Here is an 18309-nt window from a genome sequence, read left to right on the forward strand (position 1 = left end):
GCTCCCTTGCACTCGATGGGACTACTGCCGGATCGTCGACCCGCCGTCAGCCCGCCGGATCGATCCGTCCCGCGTCGGCGTCCGGTGCGTCAGCCTGCTCGTGAACGACCGCGACGCTGCCCGTGACGGTACTCACCTTGACGAAGCTTGTCCCGGCGCCGCGCGGCTCGGACACCGATGTCGACGACGGTCCGCTTCCGCCGCGACGGTTCACCCCGTCAACGGTGACCGCCCCGCTCACGCTGTGCACGCTCAGGTCCAGGCCCACCTCGAGTGGCAGGGTCACGCTGATGTCCGCGGCGACTCCGGTCACCGAGACCACGGACGACGGCGTCGTCGGGGACACGGCCACGTCGCCGGAGACCGTGGTCACGGACAGGCGGGGCACGGCCCCGCCGACGTACGTGGTGCCGGTCGCGGTGACGACGTTCGCCGGGCCGGTGTGCTCCCGCACCACGATCGGTCCGGACGCGGTCCGCACCGTCACCGAGCCGGTGGTGCGTTCGGTGCGGACGGCCCCGGTGGCGGTCGTGACCGTGAGGTCCTCGACCACGTCCGACACGGAGACGGCAGCGCCGACCGTGGCGGCTGTGACGGCGACCCCGGGGCCCGCCGCGACCCGGATCCGGGCCCGGTCGTCGGCGTTGAAGCTCGTGAGCCGCTTCAGCCATCCCTCCCAGCCGATCGAGGGGTAGCCGATGGTGAGCCGACCGCCGTCGGTGGCCACCTCGAGGGGTGCGCCGTCGACCTCGTCGATGTCGATGTGCAGCCCGGGCTCGTCGCGCCGGGTGACCTCCACCGAGCCCTTGATCAGCTGGACGCGCAGTTCGGGCACCGCGTCGACCGCGCCGATCTCGACCTGGTCCGGTCCGGTGATGATCCGGCTTGTTGCTGCCATGTGCTGAACTCCTCGTGGTCGGTTCGTGCGTTCTCTGGCTGCCGTGGTGTGTGGTGGTCGTGCCGACGGGTCGGTCGTCTCAGCGGGTGAGGACGACCTTGCCGTACGCCGCGCCCGAGGCGAGCCGCTCGAACGCGGTGCGGACCGCCGTCGTGCCCTCGTCGTCGTCGGTGAACCGGTGGGTCGAGTCGATGACCGGGCGAAGCCCGCCCGCGACCATCGCATCGCGCACGGCCGCGAGCTCGGCGAGCGTGCCCATCGTCGTGCCGATCACCCGCAGGCTGCGGAAGAACACCCGGTTCAGATCCGCCGACGGCGCCGGGCCGCTGGTGGCGCCGGCAACGGCGATCACGCCGCCCGGCCGCAGCGAGCGCAGGGAGTGGGCCCAGGTGGCCTCCCCGACCGTCTCGAGGACGGCATCGACCGGGGCGATCCGGGTGCCGGAGGCGACGGCGTCATGGGCGCCGAGCGCACGGGCTCGCTCGAGCTTGGCCTCGTCGCGGGAGGTGACGGTGACGTGCGCGCCACCGAGGCGAGCGAGCAGGATCGCCGCGGTCGCGACACCGCCCCCGGCGCCCTGGACGAGCACCCGCTGGCCCGGGGCGACCCCAGCGGCGCCGTAGAGCATCCGGTAGGCGGTGAGGTACGCCGTCGGCAGGCACGCGGCCTCCGCGAAGCTCCAGCCGGCGGGTTTGTCGATGACGTTGCGGGCCGGGACGTGCACTTGCTCCGCGAGCGTGCCCGGGTGCAGTTCGGACAGCAGCGTCCGCTTCGGGTCGAGGGTCTCCTCCCCGGTCCAGCCGGGCGAGGCGATCACCGAGTGGACGATGACCTCCCGTCCGTCCACGGTGGCGCCAGCGGCGTCCGTGCCCAGGATCATCGGGAGCCGGTCCGCGGGCAGGCCCACCCCGCGCAGGCTCCATAGGTCGTGGTGGTTCAGGGACGCGGCACGGACCTGGACCCGGACCCAGCCGTCGGGCGTCTCGGGCTCGGGGAGGTCCCCGACCTCGAGCCCGCTCAGCGGGTCGTCGGGGTCCTGGCGGGCGGCGTAGGCGCAGCGCATCGGTTCACCCTAGGACACACGTGCCGCACGCCACCATCGGGACGTCTCAGGCCTCGAACCAGCCGCGCGGCCGGTTGGCCACCTCGGGCGGGTCGACCGCGGGGCCCGGGGCCGCCCAGCCGACCGCATTCGCCAGCACCCGGCGCACGTGCGGGTGGTGGTAGACCGGGTACTCCTGGTCCCCGGGGCTGAAGTAGAAGACCCGGCCGTTGCCGCGGCGGAACGTGCACCCGCTGCGGAACACCTCGCCGCCGGTGAAGGAGCTGATGAAGACGAGTTCCTCGGGGGCCGGGATGTCGAAGTACTCCGAGTACATCTCCTGCTCGGGGATGTCGATCGGGTTCGGCACCCCGGCCGTGATCGGGTGCCCCGGGGCGACGGTCCAGACCAGCTCCCGGTCGGCGTCGTTGCGCCAGCCGAGCGAGCAGGTCGAGCCCATCAGACTGATGAAGATCTTCGAGAAGTGGGCCGAGTGCAGCACCAGCAGCCCCATGCCGGCGAGCACCCGCTCGCGCACCCGCGCCACGACGTCGTCGCTGACCGCCTCGTGCGCCGCGTGCCCCCACCAGGTGAGCACGTCCGTCTGCGCGAGCACGTCCGCGGTGAGTCCGTGCTCGGGCTGGTCGAGCGTGGCGGTGCGGACCCGGACGCCGTCGCCGAGGTGCTCACGGATCCCCTCGGCGATCGTGGTGTGCATGCCGTCGGGGTAGATCGCTCGCACGGAGTCGTCGCGGTGCTCGTGGACGTTCTCGCCCCACACGGTGACACGTATCGGCTGGGTCATCGGATCTCCAGGTTCTCAGGTGGTCGGTCGGGTCGGACAGAGCCGGCTCGGGCCACTCGCGGGCGGCCCGTCGAGGTCGGTCGGTCGGTTCGTCGAGGTCAGTCGGACTCGACGGCCACCTCGCGCCCCTCCAGGGCGGAGCGGTAGCAGGCGTCGATGATGCGGGCACGGGTGAGGGCGTCCCGACCGACGTGGGCGGACCAGTCGCCGCCGCGGACCGCGTCGACGAACTCCCGCACGACGGCGAGGTGTCCCTCCCCCTTGGTGACGGCGGGTCGCACCTCGGCGGGTACGCCCGCCACGTCGGTGTAGATCCGCAGCGTGTCGGTGTGGGTGTAGTTCTCGACGTCGACGAGGGCGCCGCCCTCGCTGCCGAACAGCTCCACGCCGAAGTTGTCCCCGGGCCGGCGGTAGCTGGCCCAGCTGGTCTCCAGCAGCAGGGTGCCGCCCCCGTCCAGCCGCAGGAACGCCGTCGCCAGGTCCTCCACGCCGTACGCGTCGGCGACCTGCGTCTTGCCGACGTCCACCCGGCCACCGAGTCCGCGCGGGCCGAGCTCGGCGAATGTGGACGCGGAGACGCTGAGCACCCGCGGCTCGCCGAGCAGGAACAGGGCCATGTCCAGCATGTGCACGCCGAGGTCGATCAGCGGTCCGCCACCGGCCATGTCGGCGTCGGTGAACCAGCTGCCCATCCCGGGGATCCCGTTGCGGCGGCGCCAGTGGGCCTTCGCGTAGTAGATCCGACCGAGCGCGCCCGCGTCGATCTGGTGCTTGAGCACGTCCACGTCGCCGCGGCGCCGGTGGTTGAATGCGATGTGCAGGACGCGGCCGGCGGCCACCGCGGCCTCCACCATCCGCTTGCCTTCCTCGGCGGTGCGGGCGAGGGGCTTCTCGCAGAGCACGTGGGCACCCGAGGCGAGGGCGGCCACGGTGACCGGCTCGTGCAGGTAGGTCGGGGTGCCCACGCTCACGATGTCGAGGTCGTCCCGGGCGACGAGGTCCTCCCACCGCTCGTACCGGTGCTCGACCCCGTGACTGTCCGCGAGTTCGTGCAGGCGCTCGGTCTCGAGCCCGGCGAGCGCGACCACCTCCACGCCGGGGATCTGCTGGTACGCGGCCAGGTGCGTCGAGCCGGCGAAGCCGAGTCCGACCACCCCCACCCGCAGTGGTGACGGTTCCTGAGACAGTGACATGTCGCCTTCGTGAGATCGGGATCTGGAGCACGGGCCGGGCGCCACCATAGCCGCCCCGGCCGGATGGGGCGACCACCCGCCCTCGGCACGTCGAGCAGCGGGCGAGCTGACGCCGTCGGGCCCGAGGTACGTCAGCCGCACCGGTGCGCATGTGGGACCATGGACGGCGGACATTGGCATTCGCCGCAGTCGGTCACAGTCGGTATCGAGGAGACAGTCATGAGCAAGCGCGGTCGCAAGCGCAAGGCCCGTCGGGGCAGCGCCGCCAACCACGGCAAGCGTCCCAACGCCTGAGCGTCGGGTAGCCCGAGCGCCGAGCGACACCTGAGGGTGTCCTCGGCGCTTTCTGCGTCATGGCCCGTCGCGGCCAGTCAGTCGCGTCGGCCTCGAGACCGACCCTGGCAACCGGCGGGTTCGAGGCGTCGCCGACGACCTCGGCCCCCCGCGGCGGGTCAGTCCGTGGTGGTGATCGTGGTGGTACGCAGCAGGGAGAGCTGCGTCATCACCCGCATCCGGAGCGCGTCCGGCGCCACCTCGGCGCACGAGCGCTTGAGCACCACGCGCAGCTCGGTCTCGGCGCTGACCGCCTGCAGGCAGGTCACGCACTCCTCGATGTGGGCCCGCAGCCGGACCAGATCCAGGTCCGGCAACTCGGAATCCACGTACTCGTACAGGTGCTCCAGTGCCTCTTCGCACCGGCACTCACCCGTGTTCGGGCGGTCCTCGCTCATACCTTCTCCACCTTCATTCCCAGCGACCGCGCGTGGTCGGCGAGCAACTTGCGCAGTTGGGCGCGGCCGCGGTGCAGCCGTGACATGACGGTCCCGATCGGCGTGTCCATGATCTCGGCGATCTCCTTGTACGCGAAGCCCTCCACGTCGGCCAGGTACACGGCCAGACGGAAGTCCTCCGGCAACTCGGCGAGCGCGTCCTTGATCTCGGAGTCGCCGAGGGAGTCCAGCGCCTCGGCCTCGGCCGAGCGCAGCCCGGTCGAGGTGTGCGAGGCCGCCCGGGCGATCTGCCAGTCCTCGACGGAGTCGGCGTCCGACTGCAGGGGTTCGCGCTGCTTCTTGCGGTAGGTGTTGATGAACGTGTTCGTCAGGATCCGGTACAGCCAGGCCTTCAGATTCGTGCCCGGCCGGTACTGGTGGAACGCGGCGTACGCCTTCGCGAACGTCTCCTGGACCAGATCCTCGGCGTCCGCCGGGTTGCGGGTCATCCGCAGGGCCGCGCCGTAGAGCTGGTCGAGGTAGGGCATCGCCTCGTCCTCGAACCGTCGGTCCCGGGCGGCGTCGTCCTCGTGCTCGGGCGCCCGGTCGGTGTTCTCTGTCATCGGGGTCGAGCCTAGTCGCCCCACGGGCCGTCGCAGCCCGGCCCGACGGGCCACCGCGGGACCACTCGGGGACGGCCGCGTCGACACGGCCGTCCGAGGACACGGGGCAGTGGCTCGGTGCTCGGTCAACTCGGCATTCACACGCTCCTCAACCACGCCGGGCCGTCCGTCATTCCAGTAGGTCCCTCCACTAGCACTCGCGGGGCATCTGCGGTAGTCATGGACCATGAATCCTCTGCGCCTGCTCGCCCGTCCGCTCCTTGCCTCCGTGTTCATCGTGGACGGCCTGGACTCCATCCGGAACGCGGACAAGCACGCCGAGAAGCTTGCGCCCTATGACAAGCCGATCCAGGCCCTCGGGGAGAAGGTCCCGCAGCTCCCCACCGACGCCAGGACGCTGTCCAGGATCACCGGTGCGGTGACCGTCGGGGCCGGGGTGCTGCTGGCCACGGGGAAGGCGCCCCGGCTGGCGTCGGCCGTGCTCGCGGCGGTCACGGTACCGGTCACGGTGGTGCGCTACCCGTTCTGGAGTGCCAAGGGTGAGCAGCGCCGGGCCGACACGAGCAACTTCCTGCGCAACCTCGCCCTGGTCGGTGGGCTGCTGATCGCGGCCGAGGACCGGGTCGGCAAGCCGTCGCTGGGCTGGCAGTGGCGCAACTGGCGCGAGCACCGCAGCGACCTCGCGGACGTGAAGGCGGACCTCACCAGGGCGAATGTGAAGGCCATGAAGTCCGGCGTGAAGGCGACGACGGCGGACCTGCGCGCCAAGATCGCGTCCTGACTCCCCCGGTAGGCTGGGCCGCGTGCCGTCCCTCACCGCCACCTGGCCCGCCCCGCTCGCCTCGCGACCGCTCGATGCCACGGTGGTGGTGCCGGGCTCGAAGTCACTGACCAACCGGGCCCTCCCGCTCGCGGCGCTCGCGAGCGAGCCGACGCGGATCACCGGAGCTCTGGTGTCCCGGGACGCCGACCTGATGATCGGTGCCCTGCGCGCGCTCGGCGTCGGCATCGAGGCGTCCGACGGCGGAACGACCCTGGTCGTGGTGCCTGGCCCGCTGCGCGGGCCGGCCGAGGTCGACTGCGGCCTGGCCGGAACCGTGATGCGGTTCATCCCGCCGCTCGCCGCACTCGCCGACGGGCCGGTGCGCCTCGACGGCGATGCCGGGGCCCGGCTCCGTCCGATGGGCCCGGTGCTGCGCGGGCTGGCCGGCCTCGGGGTCTCGGTCACCGGCGAGGATCCCGCGACCGGCGCCCCGGCCGACGAGCCCTTGTACCTGCCGCTGACGGTGCACGGGACCGGCCGGGTCCTCGGCGGGGAGGTCGAGATCGACGCGTCGTCCTCCTCCCAGTTCGTCTCCGCGCTGCTGCTGGCCGCGCCCCGGTTCGAGGCGGGTCTCACGCTGCACCACGTGGGCGAGGTGCTCCCCAGTCAGCCGCACATCGACATGACGATCGCGGCCCTGCGCGAACGTGGGGTCACGGTCGACGACGCGGCGCCCGGCAAGTGGCGCGTGGAACCGGGGCCGATCTCCGGCGGTGACGTCACGATCGAGCCGGACCTGTCCAACGCGGGCCCGTTCCTGGCCGCCGCGCTGGCCGTGGGCGGCAGCGTACGGGTGCCGAACTGGCCCGCCTCGACCACCCAGCCCGGTGCTCTCCTGCCCGGCCTGCTTGAGCGGCTCGGGGCGACGACCACGCTCGTCGACGGGGTGCTCACGGTGACCGGCACCGGCTCGGTGCGACCGGTCGACGTGGACCTGAGCGCCGCAGGCGAGCTCGCTCCGACGATCGCTGCCCTGACCGCCCTGGCCGACGGCGAGTCCCGGCTTCGCGGGATCGCGCACCTGCGCGGGCACGAGACCGACCGGCTGGCCGCCCTGGTCACCGAGATCCGGCGGCTCGGCGGGTCCGCCGAGGAGACCGCGGACGGACTGATCATCCACGGTGGTGGTCTGCACGGCGCCGAGGTGGAGACCTACCACGACCACCGGATGGCGACGTTCGCCGCCGTGGTGGGGGCCGCCGTCGACGGCGTGCGGATCGTGGACGTGGCCACCACGGCGAAGACGCTGCCGGACTTCACCACCATGTGGCTGGACATGCTCGGGCCGACGGGCGGGGCGTAGTCCGGACATGGCCGCGCGCAGGGACTGGAGCGAGTCCGACGTCCGGGTGCGCCCGAACCCGAAGGGGAACCGGCCGCGCACGAAGCAGCGGCCGGAGCACTCGGACGCCGAGCAGGCGCTCGTCCTGGCCGTGGACCGTGGCCGCTACCAGCTGCTCACCGACGACGCCCTGCGCGTGGTCGCGATGAAGGCACGCGAGCTCGGTCGGGCGTCGATCGTGGTGGGCGACCGGGTGGACGTGGTCGGCGACACCTCCGGCGCGAAGGACACCCTGGCCCGGGTGGTGCGCGTGCACGAACGGCGCACGCTGCTGCGCCGCTCCGCGGACGACTCCGACGTCATCGAGCGGGTCATCGTCGCGAACGCCGACCAACTCGTCATCGTCACCGCCCTGGCGGACCCGGAGCCGCGGCCCCGGATGGTGGACCGCTGCCTGGTGGCCGCGTTCGACGCCGGCATGGACGCCCTGCTCTGCCTGACGAAGGCCGACCTCGCCGACCCCGGGCCGTTCACGGAGCTGTACCGGACCCTGGACGTCCCCGCGGTCGCGACCTACCGTCAGGACGGGCGGATCCACGGCCTCGAGGAGCTTCGCGAGCAGCTGACCGGGCGGATCTCGGTGCTGGTCGGCCACTCCGGCGTCGGGAAGTCGACCCTGGTGAACGCGCTGGTCCCGGACGCCGACCGGGCCACCGGGGTGGTCAACACGACCACCGGCCGGGGTCGGCACACCTCCTCCTCGGCGGTCGCCCTGGAACTGCCCGGCGGCGGGTGGATCATCGACACCCCCGGCGTGCGCTCGTTCGGCCTGGGGCACGTGGACCCGGCCACGTTCGTGGACGCCTTCGCCGACCTCGCCGCCGTGGCGCAGGACTGCCCGCGCGGCTGCACGCACGCCGCCGACGCCCCGGACTGCGCGCTGGATGAGTGGGTGGCCTCCGGTGCCGCAGGCCCGGCCGGCGAAGCCCGCCTCGAGTCGTTCCGCCGGCTCCTCGCGAGCCGCTCCGGCGACCCCGACTGACCGCGCCCCGCCCCAGCCCGCTGAGATCGCACCTGACGCTGTGAGTTCGCACCGGCACCGGGTGCGAACTCACAGCGTCAGGTGCGAGGTCAGCGGCGTGGACGGCGGCTGTCCACAGGGTCAAGGCACGTCGGCGCCGGGTCGGCCAGAGTGCGGGGATGTCCGATGACGTCCCGGTCCCGCCCAACCTCCCCCGCACCTTCCTCACCGGTGAGCTGACCGCGAGCGTACGCGCCCGGCTGCTCGCCGAGGGCCGGCTCACGCAGGTCCGGACCGGTGCGTTCGCGATCGTGGACCCGAACGCACCACGATGGCGACGCAACCGCGCCAACGGCCTCGGTCGCTGCGTGGCTGCCGCGCGGGTCCTCTCCCGCGACCACGTGTTCGGTCACACGTCCGCCGCACTCCTGCACGGCTGCGCGTACTGGCGGATCGACGAGAAGGTCCACCTGTTCCAGGATGGCAACCCCAGTCCGCGACACACGAAGGACCTGTTCCGGCACGTCGGCGTGATCCCCGAGCCCGAACGGACGGTGGTCAACGGCCTGCCCGTCACCACCCTCGAACGGACCATCCTCGACTGTGCCCGGATCCTGCACCCGCGGGACGCGCTCATCGTCGTCGACAGTGCGCTCCGGATCCTCGTCCGGCCTGACCGGGAGGATCGACCGGGCACCGACCGCCGCACCGCGCAGGTCCGGGACGGGCTGCTCGAGCGCCTCGAGCAGCCCGACATGCGCCGAGGACGGCGGCAGGCCCGCGCGTTGATCGCACTCGCCGATCCCTATGCCGAGTCCGCCGGGGAGTCCGCGGTCCGCTGGCTCGCGCTCGCCCGCGGCCTGCCGGTCCCGGTCTGCCAGTGCCCGGTCCCGGCCGAGGACAAGACGTACTACACCGACATGGCGTGGTACCTCAACGTGACCCGATCGGACGGGTCGGAACGGCTCGTCACGATCCACACCGAGTTCGACGGACTCCTCAAGTACCTCGGCGCGGGCCCCGACGCCGCCCGCGTGGTCAGCGAGGAGAAGGTGCGCGAGGACCGGATCCGCGCGACCGGAGCCGAGGTCGTCCGGGTGATCTGGGACGATCTGTCCCGGCCGGGTCGCGTGTTCGACCGGATCACGCAGTTCCTGCCCGTCGGTTCCGTGCATGCGCTGCGCGCCCGCGCCGAACTGTTCCGCCCGTGACCCCGCACTCCACACACTGAGATCGCACCACCCGACGGTGCGATCTCAATGCCGCACGTGCGATCTCAGCGACATCTGGGGGTGGACGGGGCGGGGGGGGTGGGGTCAGGCGCGGTGGGGGTGGGTTCAGGCGCGGTGGGTGAGGGCGCCGAGGACGTCGCGGTTCAGGCGGGAGATCAGGTCGATCTGGATGCCCTTCGGGCAGGCGGCCGTGCACTCGCCGATCTGGGTGCAGCCGCCGAAACCCTCGAGGTCGGCCTGGGCGACCATATCCAGCGCCCGCGAGTGCCGCTCCGGCTGACCCTGCGGGAGCAGCCCGAGGTGGGTCACCTTGGCGGCCACGAACAGGGACGCCGATCCGTTCGGGCAGGCCGCCACGCAGGCGCCGCAGCCGATGCAGGTGGCGGCGTCGAACGCGGCGTCCGCGTCGGCCTTCGGCACCGGCACGGCGTGCGCGTCCGGCGCGGTGCCGGTCGGTGCCGTGATGAAGCCACCGGCCTGGATGATCCGGTCGAAGGCGCCGCGGTCGACGATCAGGTCCTTGATCACCGTGAACGGCTCGGCCCGCCACGGCTCGACGTCGATCACGTCGCCGTCGGAGAACGAGCGCATGTGCAGCTGACAGGTGGTGACGCGTTCCTTCGGGCCGTGGGCCAGGCCGTTGATGACCAGGCCGCACATCCCGCAGATGCCTTCGCGGCAGTCGCTGTCGAAGGCGATCGGGTCCTCGCCCGCGATCGTGAGGTTCTCGTTGAGGACGTCCAGCATCTCCAGGAACGACATGTCCGGGGACACGTCGGTGACCTGGTAGGTCTGCATCCCCCCGGCGTCGTCGCTGTTGCGCTGACGCCACACCCGCAACGTGATGTTCACTTGTAGCTCCGCTGCTTCATCTCGATCGCTTCGTAGACCAGGTCTTCCTTGTGCAGCACCGGCCCGCCGCCGTCGCCGCCGAACTCCCACGCCGCCACGTAGGCGAAGTTGTCATCGTCACGCAGCGCCTCGCCGTCGGGGGTCTGGTGCTCGGCCCGGAAGTGGCCGCCGCAGGACTCCTCGCGGTGCAGGGCGTCGATGCACATCAGTTCGCCGAGCTCGAAGAAGTCGGCCACCCGGCCGGCCCGCTCCAGCGTCTGGTTCAGCTCCTCGTTGGCACCGGTGACTCGAACGTTCGTCCAGAACTCCTCGCGCAGCGCCCGGATCAGCCCGATCGCCTTCGTCAGGCCCTCGGCGCTGCGTTCCATCCCGCAGTACTCCCACATGATGTGACCGAGTTCCTTGTGGAAGGAGTCGACGGTGCGCGTGCCGTTGATGCTCAGCAGCCGCTGGACGCGCTCACGCACCGCGTCGGTGGCCTCGACGGCGGCCGGGTGGGTGGAGTCCGCGGCCTCGAACGGGGCATCGGCCAGGTAGTTCGCGATCGTGCTCGGCAGCACGAAATACCCGTCCGACAGGCCCTGCATGAGGGCGCTGGCCCCGAGCCGGTTCGCGCCGTGGTCGGAGAAGTTGGCCTCACCGATCACGAACAGGCCCGGGATCGTGGACTCCAGGTCGTAGTCGACCCAGAGCCCGCCCATCGTGTAGTGCACGGCCGGATAGATCCGCATCGGCGTGACGTAGGGGTCCTCGCCGGTGATCTGCGCGTACATCTCGAACAGGTTCCCGTACTTGGCCTCGACCGCCTTGCGCCCCAGCCGGGCGATGGCGTCGGCGAAGTCGAGGAAGACCCCGCGCCCGCCCGGGCCCACGCCGCGGCCCTCGTCGCAGGCCTGCTTGGCGGCCCGGGAGGCGACGTCGCGGGGGACCAGGTTGCCGAACGCCGGGTACCGGCGCTCGAGGTAGTAGTCCCGCTCGGCCTCGGGGATCTGCCGCGGGTCGCGGTCGTCACCGGCCTGGACCGGCACCCAGATGCGGCCGTCGTTGCGCAGCGACTCGCTCATCAGGGTGAGCTTGGACTGGTAGTCCCCGGACACCGGGATGCAGGTCGGGTGGATCTGGGTGTAGCAGGGGTTGCCGAAGTAGGCGCCCTTGCGGTGCGCCCGCCAGGTCGCGGTCACGTTGCAGCCCATGGCGTTCGTGGAGAGGAAGAACACGTTGCCGTAGCCGCCGGTGCCGAGCACCACGACGTCGGCCATGTGCGTCTCGATCTCGCCGCTGACCATGTCCCGGACCACGATGCCGCGGGCCCGGCCCTCGACGAGGACCACGTCGAGCATCTCGTGGCGGGTGTACATCTCGACGTTGCCGGCGCCGATCTGGCGCTCGAGGGCCTGGTACGCGCCGAGCAGCAGCTGCTGGCCGGTCTGCCCGCGGGCGTAGAACGTCCGGGAGACCTGCACGCCACCGAAGGATCGGTTGTCCAGCAGGCCGCCGTACTCACGGGCGAACGGAACCCCCTGCGCCACGCACTGGTCGATGATCTCGACGCTGACCTGGGAGAGGCGGTACACGTTGGATTCACGCGAACGGTAGTCGCCGCCCTTGACCGTGTCGTAGAACAGCCGGTGCACGCTGTCGCCGTCGTTGCGGTAGTTCTTCGCGGCGTTGATCCCGCCCTGCGCGGCGATGCTGTGCGCGCGGCGTGGGGAGTCCTGGTAGCAGAAGTTCTTGACGTGGTAGCCGGCCTCGCCGAGGGTGGCTGCGGCCGACCCGCCGGCGAGCCCGGTCCCGACGATGATGACCGAGCGCTTGCGGCGGTTGGTGGGGTTGACCAGCTTCGCCTCGAACCGGCGCTCGTCCCACATCAGGTTGATCGGAACGTCCGGCGCCTTGGTGTCGGCGATCGGCTCACCGACGGTGAAGTACTGGGTGTCGCTGACGCTGCTCAAATCAACCAACCAATCCGAGGAGAACTGCGTAGGGCGGGATCAGGAAGCCCACCACGATCACGGCCGCGACCACGACCGCGACGATGTTGAGGTTCTTGCGGCGCTTCGGGCTGGTGTTCGCACCGAGGGTGGCCATCGCGGCCCAGATCCCGTGCCGCAGGTGGAACGCGAGGGCGATCAGCGCGATCGTGTAGCTGAGCACCACCCACCAGATGCTGAAGCCGTTCACGACCCGTTCGTAGGGGCTGTCCGAGGCCCCGCCCGGGGCGATCGTGTTCGTGGTCAGGTGGAGCAGGTGGTAGATCACGAACAGCGCGATGGTGACCCCGCCCCAGCGGAGCGTGAACGAGGCGTAGCTGCGCTGCGCGCCCCGCGGTGCCTTCGAGCTGGCGTAGCGGGCCCCACCCTTGCCCCCGGTCGCCCTCCGGGCCCGGCGCCACAGGATGATCGCCGATACGGCGTGCACCACGATGGCCGCGAGCAGGACGACCCGGATGATCCAGAGCGCTCCCCCGTACGGCAGGATCGGTTCGCCGAGCTCACGCAGGTGGTGGGAGTAGCTGTCGAAAGCGTCCTGGCCCTCGAAGACCTTCAGGTTCCCGTACATGTGCGCGAGCAGGAACAGGATCAGGACGAGGCCGCTGATCGCCATCGCGACCTTCAGCAGTGGTGTGGACCTCCACACCGATCCGGCCCTGGGGGATGAACTCACCGTACGCGTTGCCACGGCGTCTAACTTAGCCCTTCCCGAGGGTGCGCGTGACACGGGCCGGCCGGGAGGTGACGGACTGTCGCGATTCTCACGCGGAGGGCGGCCCGAGGTCCACCACCCGCTCGATGAGGCTCACGTGCCACCGGCCGAGGTTGCTCGTGAACAGGTCGGCGCCGCGGAACGCCACATTCGTCGGGTGACACAGCAGGTGCGCGGTCCGGTCGGCCGCCACGGTCGTCACCGATCCGGCGGCCGGGTCCACCCGGAGCACCTGCGACGGTTCGTAGCACCCCACGTACACGGCGCCGTCCGGTCCCACCGCGACGCCGTCGGGCAGCACCCCGGGCAGGTGCGCCACCCGTTCGGCCCGTCCAGGGCCGCCGTCGGCGTCGATCGCGATCCGGGTGATCGCGGACGCGAACGTCTCCGCCACGTACAGGTCCCGGCCCGACGGCGTCAGCGCGAGTCCGTTCGCGAAGTCCAGGTCGTGGGGGTACCACAGGCCGCCGGTGCCGTCCGGTGCGAACCGGTACACGCCGGGGGCCGGCTCGCCCTGCGCACCGGAGTCGGAGACGTAGACCGTGCCGTCGGCGGCCACGGCGATCGCGTTCGGGGTCACGAACGGCCGGTCCCCGCCGGTGCTGAACACCTCGACCACCCGCGTGGCCACGTGCAGTCGGTGCACGGCACGCGCCTTCAGGTCGCACGCGTAGAGGACGTCGCCGCCCGGGGTGAGGCTCACCCCGAGGATGAAGCCGCCGGTGGTCGCGACCACCTCGAGCGTGGCTCCGTCGGGGTCGATCCGGTAGAGCTGGCCCGCCTCACCGCCGCACCAGATGCTGCCGTCGGGATGCACCGCGATCCCTTCGGGGTGATCCAGCTGCGGGTCGGTCAGGGTCCCGTCGTGGAACACACGTACCGTCGCCATCGCGTCCTACCTCCTTGTGGGTCGGCGTCGGGTCATCCCGCCTCGACCAGGCTCGCCGCGATCGTCGCGGTCCGGCGCTCGCCGCCGGTCAGGTGCAGCAGGTCGGCGCCGGCGGCCCCGGCCACGCCGTGGCCCGGGATCGTGCTGGCGGGTTCGATCGCGCAGACGTACGCCTGCCGCCACCACGGGTGCCCGGGGCTGGCGTGCATCTCCTGCCAGAACCACGCGTGCGGCCACACGGCCGCGTCCCAGGACAGCCGCACGCCAAGTCCGAGGCGAGGATTCGAGATCTCGTACCAGGCGCCGTCGGGCCCGAGATCGGTGAGGTAGCCGAACGTGGCGACCCGCTCACCCGGGCCGGGGACCACGGACAGGTCCCGCGTCGAGGAGTCCGCGGCGACCACCCGTGGCCAGGCGCCGCGGGCGCCGGAGCCGAGGTGCGTTCCCGGTGTGAGCTCGTCGGCGACGAACGTGCCGGCGCCGGTGCTGATCCGCGCCCCGGCGCCCAGGAGCGGCGCCCCGAACGCCGGGTGGTGTGACCACATCACCCCGATCGCGTCCGGCCCGGTGTTCTCCAGCGTCTCGGTGATCGCGACGGCGGCCCCGGTGAGCCGGATGGTCCGGTCCAGGCGCAGCGGGGCCGCGGTCAGCCGGGTCTGCGCCCGCAACCACGCGGTGTCGCCGTCGGTCCCGGTGCCGGTGACCTGCCACGGGATGCGGGAGGCCTCGCCGTGGAAACCCCAGGTGCCTCCACCGGGCGCGGGGGACGCGGCGCCCCCGTTCGGGCAGAGCACCTGCCAGCCGCCGGGGTAGCGCTCCAGCCATTGGGGCTCGTCGACGGCGTTCCAGGCCCCGGTCGCGCGCGGCGGGATACCCCAGGGCGCCCGGAACAGCACGTCCACGCCGGTCCGGGCATCGACGAACGAGACGAGATCGCAGCCCTTCTCGGGCAGCACCGTGAGCTCGGCCGCGGCGGTCCGCAGGACGACGCCGTGCCAGCCCTGGTCGAGGACGACCCGCGCCACCCCGGTCTCGCTCGCGGCGCCCCCGGCGACGACATCACCTCCACTGTCGGCACTGTCCGCACCATCGGCACCCGTCGGACGCTCGCCCATCGCGCTCAGCTCCTTCGCAGCCGGTCGCCGACGACGTCGTAGCTCACGCCACCGACCCGCAGGCCGCGCAGCGCCGCCTGCGGATCGAGCTGCTCCACGCAGCCGTCCACCGACACCGTGCCGTCCCAGGCCACGTGGACCCCGAAGATCCCGGAGATCACCAGTTCCACCCAGGAGCCGGCCGAGGAGCAGGACCAGTCGATCAGGTACGGGAACTGCGGCGGCGTCTTGCGCGCACCCCCGTTGACCGGCTCGGCGGCCTCCTCGACGAAGTGCGCCTGCCCGGGCGGCCCCTGGTTCGCCGACCGGGCCAGGCCCGGCAGCCACTCCAGGACCACCTCGGGGTGGCCCAGCGCGATCGCGGACCGAGCCGCGTCCGGCGGCCAGGCCGGGTAGGCGCCGTTCCACTGATGGTCGGCGCGCAGCGAGTAGCCGGCGTCCGCGTCGAACGGCGAGAGCGCCCGCATCCAGGACGGGGTGCGCAGCTCGTCGGTGAAGAACCGCACCATCTCGTCACGGACCCGCTCCGGCAGGTCCGCGGCGATGGTGGTGCCGACCGTCGCGAAGTCGTAGCAGTGCCGGGTCGGGACGAGCGAGCCGTCGGGCTGGCGGGCATGGAAGTACCCGGAGCCGGGCAGGTACAGGTCCTTGACCTTCCCCACGAGGTCCTCGGCCTCGGCGCGCAGCACCGCCGCCTCCTGCGCGTCCCCCTCGAGCTCAGCGAGGTCGGCCGCCGTCCGCAGGCACCACACGTTCGCGGCGTTCAGGCTGGCGACCTCGTGCACGTAGGAACTGACGCACTCGAGCAGGTTGTCGATCTCGCCGTAGTCGGCGAGGCCGCTCGCGGAGCGGATCCGGTGCCAGGCCCGGGCCCACATCCGGACGTCGTCGGCGAGTCGCTGCGTGACGCCGTCGGCCGCGGTCAGGGCCTCGTCGAGGAAGGCACGGTCCCCGGTGAACGCGACGTAGTCGCGCACGAGCCGGGTCATGGCGTAGTGGTTGACGGAGTACCAGTAGCCGACCGGGCCGCCGGTGAGCCACTCGGTGCCGAAGTGCTTGTCGATGTCCAGGCCCACCCAGTGCGCGATCTGGCGGCGCATCACGCCCGGGTCGAGCAGCGCGTGCACCTGGGAGGACAGCGAGTAGTCCCAGATGAACGTGGTCGTCTGCCAGTACCGCGGCATCAGGGTGTCGTAGGTGCGTCCGAGCACGGAGGCCGGGTTGTCCCGCTTGAACCACAGCACTCCGACGGCGCCCCACCAGTACAGCCGCCGCAGTGCGTCGTCGCTCGTCTCGAGCAGCGGCAGGGAGCCGCCGAACTCGTCGTCGTCCGGGTCGAACATGGCCGCGATCTGCCGGTCCCACTCGGCCTCGCTGGCCCGCGCCGCGTCGGGCAGTCCGGCCGCCAGGCGGTCCGCGACCTGCGCTGCCTCCCCCGGGTCCGCCGCCACGGCGTGCACGTAGCCGAAGGCGACGGTGGCGCCCGCGGGCACCTGCGCCACCACCTCGACGAGGTGCGCCGGACCGTCCACGGTCCGGACGCCGTCGGGCAGGACGAGTTCCTGCACCGCGGTGGCGCTGCCGTCGGTCGCGACGACCCGGGTGCCGGTCCGGGTGAGGGTGTTCGCGGCCTGCGGCGGCTCGGCGGAGCGCCACGGCCCGGCCTGCTTCGTCACCGTGGACGCGAGCCACACGCCGAGCCGCAGTTCCCGGGCGGCGCCGGTGGTCTCGGTCACCTCGATCTCGACGACGACGCCCGGTTCACCGGGCGGGCACACGGTGACGGTGCTGATCTCCCAGTCGTCGATGGTGGTGGTGCGCTCCACCCGGTCCGGGCGCCAGCGCACGTTCACGGGCCGGCCGTAGGACCGGGCCAGGCGGCCCCCGAGGTAGAGCTGGCCGGAGATCGAGTCACCCTGCGAGACGGGCGGGACGTTCAGGCTCCGGACGGCGACGACGTCGTGGTCGACCTGGGCGGTGGCCCAGTGGTTGGTCAGCCCGGGCGGGTTGACCATGTCGTCGAAGGCGTCGACGACGACGTCGCCGGCGAGGTCCGCGCAGTTCGGGACGAGATGGTGGGTCACGGCTGTCCTTGGGTCGGGAGTTTCGCGGGCAGGGTTTCCGGGCCGGCGGCCGCCCGGCGGAGGCGGTCGGCGAGCCAGCCGGCCAGGTGCGCGTCGTCGTGGGCGCCGCCGGCCTCGTGGCCGCCGTACGGCCAGGTGCGGACCTCGGGTGCGACCGCCTCGATGGCATTGATCGCACCGAAGATGCCCGACGGCGGGCAGATCGCGTCCGCCAGGCCGACCGAGATCCACGTGGGGCAGGTCAGCCGCGGGGTGAGGAAGGAGACGTCGACATGATCAAGCACCGCCAGCACCTCCTCAACGCGGGTTCGGTGCACGGCCAGGTAGCGGGCGAGGTCGCCGTACGGCTCGGCGTCGGTGACCTCGACGGCCCGGGCGATCCCGCACAGGAACGGCGCGCGGGCTCCGACGGCTGCCACCGCCGGGTTCAGGGCCGCGGCGGCTAGGGCCAGCCCGCCGCCCTGACTGTGCCCGACCGTGGCGATCCGGCTCGGGTCCGCGCCGGGCAGGTGGGCGACCGCGTCGACGGCGAGCGCGGCGTCGGTGAGCAGCCGGCGGTAGTAGAGGTGGTCGGGGTGGTCGACGCCCTTGGTGAGCAGGCCGACGGATCCCGCGGCGGAGCCATGCGGGTCCGGGGTGTCCCCGGTGTTCCAGATGCCGCCCTGGCCGCGGCTGTCCACCACCAGCTGGGCGAACCCGTGGCTGGCCCAGATCAGGCGCTCGTGGGGCAGGCCGCGTCCGCCGCCGTAGCCGAGGAACTCGACCACCACGGGACGGCCACCGTCCGTGCCAGGGTCCGCGACGCCGTCGGGCACCAGCCACCAGGCCCGGACGGGCTCGCCGGCGAAACCGGGGAAGCTCACGTCGTCGCAGGTGACCGTGCGCAGCCCGGCATCGACCCGCTCGGTGCGCACCGGACCGGCCGCGGCCCGGGACTCCTCGAGCGTCCGGTCCCAGTACTCGGCCAGACCCGGTGGTGCCGGCCGCGGGTTCCGGTAGGTCCGCAGCTGCTCCAGGGGCAGGTCGAACTGCACCAT

At 72.2% G+C, this 18309-nt stretch carries 18 protein-coding genes; 5 read left to right on the plus strand and 13 right to left on the minus strand.

All coding sequences use genetic code 11. The features are described from left to right. Positions 1-46: 46 nt before the first annotated feature. The 4 genes from EXU48_RS07385 to EXU48_RS07400 form a co-directional block, all read right to left on the minus strand. The gene (locus tag EXU48_RS07385) at positions 47-898 is read right to left on the minus strand and encodes a DUF4097 family beta strand repeat-containing protein (protein ID WP_133106981.1); all 852 of its coding nucleotides are present in this window, start codon (positions 896-898) and stop codon (positions 47-49) included. Positions 899-977: 79 nt separating this feature from the next. Further along, positions 978-1961 carry a zinc-binding dehydrogenase gene (locus EXU48_RS07390; RefSeq protein ID WP_133106982.1) on the minus strand — a complete coding sequence of 328 codons (984 nt, stop codon included), beginning with the start codon at positions 1959-1961 and terminating at the stop codon, positions 978-980. A gap of 46 nt (positions 1962-2007) precedes the next feature. Then, positions 2008-2745 (minus strand): ThuA domain-containing protein, encoded by a 738-nt coding sequence (locus EXU48_RS07395; RefSeq protein ID WP_133106983.1) that lies wholly within the window; start codon positions 2743-2745, stop codon positions 2008-2010. Positions 2746-2843: 98 nt separating this feature from the next. After that, a complete protein-coding gene (locus EXU48_RS07400) occupies positions 2844-3938 on the minus strand; it encodes a Gfo/Idh/MocA family protein (RefSeq protein ID WP_133106984.1) in 1095 nt (364 codons plus the stop codon). A 219-nt stretch (positions 3939-4157) separates the two neighbouring features. Between EXU48_RS07400 and EXU48_RS25490 the strand changes: the two genes are divergently transcribed. After that, positions 4158-4232 (plus strand): 50S ribosomal protein bL37, encoded by a 75-nt coding sequence (locus EXU48_RS25490; RefSeq protein ID WP_407938729.1) that lies wholly within the window; start codon positions 4158-4160, stop codon positions 4230-4232. Positions 4233-4390: 158 nt separating this feature from the next. On the opposite strand, the gene rsrA is transcribed toward EXU48_RS25490, so the two are convergent. Continuing rightward, complete coding sequence (gene rsrA / locus EXU48_RS07405) at positions 4391-4669, minus strand: mycothiol system anti-sigma-R factor (protein WP_133106985.1); 279 nt, start codon at positions 4667-4669, stop codon at positions 4391-4393. Next, positions 4666-5325, minus strand: coding sequence for a sigma-70 family RNA polymerase sigma factor (locus tag EXU48_RS07410; RefSeq protein ID WP_407938726.1), 660 nt, complete (start codon positions 5323-5325; stop codon positions 4666-4668). Before EXU48_RS07410 ends, rsrA begins: the two co-directional genes overlap by 4 nt. A 172-nt stretch (positions 5326-5497) precedes the next feature. On the opposite strand from EXU48_RS07410, the gene EXU48_RS07415 reads away from it, so the two are divergent. From EXU48_RS07415 to EXU48_RS07430, 4 genes are all read left to right on the plus strand, one after another. Next, a complete protein-coding gene (locus EXU48_RS07415; protein WP_133106987.1) occupies positions 5498-6052 on the plus strand; it encodes a DoxX family membrane protein in 555 nt (184 codons plus the stop codon). Positions 6053-6065: 13 nt separating this feature from the next. Further along, positions 6066-7397 carry a 3-phosphoshikimate 1-carboxyvinyltransferase gene (gene aroA / locus EXU48_RS07420; RefSeq protein ID WP_133106988.1) on the plus strand — a complete coding sequence of 444 codons (1332 nt, stop codon included), beginning with the start codon at positions 6066-6068 and terminating at the stop codon, positions 7395-7397. Positions 7398-7404: 7 nt separating this feature from the next. Further along, positions 7405-8418: a ribosome small subunit-dependent GTPase A gene (gene rsgA, locus EXU48_RS07425; protein ID WP_133106989.1), complete on the plus strand. Its 1014-nt coding sequence runs from the start codon at positions 7405-7407 to the stop codon at positions 8416-8418. Positions 8419-8576: 158 nt separating this feature from the next. Continuing rightward, positions 8577-9608, plus strand: coding sequence for a hypothetical protein (locus tag EXU48_RS07430; protein ID WP_133106990.1), 1032 nt, complete (start codon positions 8577-8579; stop codon positions 9606-9608). A 126-nt stretch (positions 9609-9734) separates the two neighbouring features. On the opposite strand, the gene EXU48_RS07435 is transcribed toward EXU48_RS07430, so the two are convergent. The 7 genes from EXU48_RS07435 to EXU48_RS07465 form a co-directional block, all read right to left on the minus strand. Next, the gene (locus EXU48_RS07435; protein WP_133106991.1) at positions 9735-10481 is read right to left on the minus strand and encodes a succinate dehydrogenase/fumarate reductase iron-sulfur subunit; all 747 of its coding nucleotides are present in this window, start codon (positions 10479-10481) and stop codon (positions 9735-9737) included. Further along, positions 10478-12433, minus strand: coding sequence for a fumarate reductase/succinate dehydrogenase flavoprotein subunit (locus EXU48_RS07440; protein WP_133106992.1), 1956 nt, complete (start codon positions 12431-12433; stop codon positions 10478-10480). Before EXU48_RS07440 ends, EXU48_RS07435 begins: the two co-directional genes overlap by 4 nt. A 1-nt stretch (position 12434) precedes the next feature. Next, entirely contained in the window at positions 12435-13160 is a 726-nt protein-coding gene (locus EXU48_RS07445) for a succinate dehydrogenase cytochrome b subunit (RefSeq protein WP_235856891.1), read from the minus strand. Positions 13161-13233: 73 nt separating this feature from the next. Next, positions 13234-14073 carry an SMP-30/gluconolactonase/LRE family protein gene (locus tag EXU48_RS07450; protein ID WP_133106993.1) on the minus strand — a complete coding sequence of 280 codons (840 nt, stop codon included), beginning with the start codon at positions 14071-14073 and terminating at the stop codon, positions 13234-13236. A 32-nt stretch (positions 14074-14105) separates the two neighbouring features. Beyond that, positions 14106-15188, minus strand: a complete 1083-nt coding sequence (locus tag EXU48_RS07455) for an aldose 1-epimerase (protein WP_133106994.1) — start codon at positions 15186-15188, stop codon at positions 14106-14108. 5 nt (positions 15189-15193) lie between these two features. After that, complete coding sequence (locus EXU48_RS07460) at positions 15194-17272, minus strand: glucosidase family protein (protein ID WP_133106995.1); 2079 nt, start codon at positions 17270-17272, stop codon at positions 15194-15196. Beyond that, a complete protein-coding gene (locus EXU48_RS07465) occupies positions 17269-18309 on the minus strand; it encodes an acetylxylan esterase (RefSeq protein WP_133106996.1) in 1041 nt (346 codons plus the stop codon). The genes EXU48_RS07460 and EXU48_RS07465 overlap by 4 nt, the downstream gene beginning before the upstream one ends.

This window comes from Occultella glacieicola (assembly GCF_004353825.1).
Classification (GTDB): domain Bacteria; phylum Actinomycetota; class Actinomycetes; order Actinomycetales; family Beutenbergiaceae; genus Occultella; species Occultella glacieicola.